The sequence below is a fragment of the Lactococcus cremoris subsp. cremoris NBRC 100676 genome (assembly GCF_001591705.1).
In the GTDB taxonomy this organism is placed as follows: Bacteria; Bacillota; Bacilli; order Lactobacillales; family Streptococcaceae; genus Lactococcus; species Lactococcus cremoris.
The window spans coordinates 1-2,247 of the sequence record NZ_BCVK01000107.1 but is presented as its reverse complement, the minus strand read 5'-3'; the positions used below and the strand labels follow the sequence as shown (position 1 = coordinate 2,247).

Annotated in this window: 3 protein-coding genes, 1 tRNA gene and 1 pseudogene; all 5 read left to right on the top strand. The window is 29.6% G+C overall.

Features of this window, described 5'->3' with window-relative positions; all coding sequences use genetic code 11:
• Positions 1–257 precede the first annotated feature (257 nt).
• A complete protein-coding gene (locus tag LLA01S_RS12680) occupies positions 258–419 on the top strand; it encodes a hypothetical protein (RefSeq protein ID WP_021165527.1) in 162 nt (53 codons plus the stop codon).
• An 81-nt stretch (positions 420–500) separates the two neighbouring features.
• Positions 501–803, top strand: coding sequence for a MazG-like protein (locus tag LLA01S_RS11895; protein WP_021211940.1), 303 nt, complete (start codon positions 501–503; stop codon positions 801–803).
• A gap of 459 nt (positions 804–1,262) precedes the next feature.
• Positions 1,263–1,352: transfer RNA gene (locus tag LLA01S_RS11890), tRNA-Ser, on the top strand.
• A gap of 196 nt (positions 1,353–1,548) precedes the next feature.
• A complete protein-coding gene (arsC, locus tag LLA01S_RS11885; protein ID WP_021165525.1) occupies positions 1,549–1,953 on the top strand; it encodes an arsenate reductase (thioredoxin) in 405 nt (134 codons plus the stop codon).
• Positions 1,954–2,064: 111 nt separating this feature from the next.
• Positions 2,065–2,247: pseudogene (locus LLA01S_RS12775) on the top strand (metallophosphoesterase); the annotation flags it as partial.

Below are 2,247 nucleotides of genomic sequence, written 5' to 3'. Positions count from 1 at the left end.
TTCTCCTTTTAATACTTTCATTATACGGAAAAAAATGCGAAAAAACAATGTATTCTATGTAATTCAAAAAGCAAAAAAACGAATAATCAAAACATTGAAATGACCAGATAGGACCTATCTCTAAAAGTGAAAAAAACACATTTAGTGATTGAACTACTGTCAAATTTATCCAATAATTACTTAATATCCTGATTTTGGTTAGGATTTTTTATGTTATACTAAAAGAAATATCAGATATAGAAAAGGTGAATTATCTTATGGAATATAAAGTAGGAGAATTAGTATTATTACCAGAAACAAAATATCCCGGGGTTATTGGTAGCGTGATTTCTGAAAATAAATCAGGGATATTGGTTAAATTTAACGGAGCACAACAACTATATTTTAAAAAAGCAGACCTTCAAAAATATAAAAAATAAAAAATGGAAATTAAGCTCACTTCCTAATTTGAGCAAACTTTTATATAAAAGTTTATAATTGCTTTAGACTAGGAGAAAAAAATGGAAATAAAAGAGTTACTTGAGAGAAGCATTGAAATTCGTAAGAGATATCATGAATTAGAAATAAAAAACCATGGTGAAAAATGGAGTGTAGAAGAAGACCTATTGGCACTTTCTAATGACATCGGTAATTTAAATCGACTTGTAATGACTAAATTTGAACGTTACTATGACGAAACGCCCTATACTTTAGAAGGGAAAATAGCTGAAAATATTTGGTGGTTAATCGAGCTTTCAGACAGACTAGATGTCGATATTGAAAAAGAGTTAGAAAAATTCTTGATTGTAAAAGAAAAACTTTAACTTTGGTCAGAGTTTTTTTGTTTTCTTTAAAGAACAGTGGTCTACAAAAAAAGTAGACTGGGAAAATGAAGGAGTTATATTCAAATCATCTTCAGAAAATTATTAAAAAATAAAGTGATAAATTAGTATGTGAAAATAAATTCATAGTTTTTTTACATACTATGTGGACGCTTCTAGTTGAGTGATTTCTAATTAAGTTTGATCTGCTATAATGAAATTCTTAAACATGTCTGTCAGCAAATTGCTGGCATTTTTTACTTGTGTGAATAGTATAAAATCAGAAGGGATATTGATAAGTTCATAATTATATATTATGAACTTTTTTGTAAGAACCTTTTTATTGACAAAGTTTGCTGACAACTTTTGTCTACAAATTTAAAATAACTGTATTTGTTTTGTTACTCAATTGGTTTGTTTTTGTTGTTTTCAGGTAAAAATGATATAATAAATTAATGAATTGGAGGATTACCCAAGTCTGGCTGAAGGGAACGGTCTTGAAAACCGTCAGGCGTGTAAAAGCGTGCGTGGGTTCGAATCCCACATCCTCCTTAAGCACCTGTCCATTTTTAGGTGCTTATCACTATTCTTCCTATATGAAGATTTCTTTAGATGCCCGCCAGATGGTGGGTTTTCATTTTAAGTTCCAAAAGGGATACGAGATTTTTACATTTTAGAGGGAATTAAAAATAAAAATATGCCTCAAATATTATATAATGAAAGAATAAAAAAATAATGAGGTTTGTTGATGAAAAAAATTTATTTTCTTTGTACGGGTAATTCTTGTCGTTCTCAAATAGCAGAAGGATATGGGCATGTATTTTTAAAGGATTGGGAAGTCCGTTCCGCAGGAATAGAAAGACACGGTTTAAATCCACATGCGGTAACAGTAATGGCAGAAGATGGCATTGATATTTCGGCTCAAAAATCAGAATTAATTGATATGACTTATTTTAATGACTGTGATTTAATTATTACTTTATGCGGTGATGCTCTTGATAAGTGTCCAATGATTCCTAAATCAGTGAGCCATGAACATTGGGACTTACAAGATCCAGCTCGGGTTGTTGGAACAGAGGCAGACATTTTAACAGAATTTAGAAAAACTAGAGATTTGATAAAAGAACAAGTACAGAACTTAAGCAATATATAAACCTATCCAATGAGTTTTAGACTGATTTCCTTTTATGTATAAAAATGACGTCTTTAAGGCGTTTTTTAGTTTGAAATTTATGAAATAGACAATATGATATAATCTAAAGATATGAAAATAATAAAAATAGTGTTTTCACTAGTCATTTTGTTGATGCTCACTTGCTTAGGTGGCTTATATTATGCTTTTAAAATTGAGCCCTACCGATTAGTAGTTAATCAACATCAGTTGGAAAATAGAAGTTCTAAAGAAAAAATAAAGATTGTTCAGTTATCTGATTTACATATAAAAAAA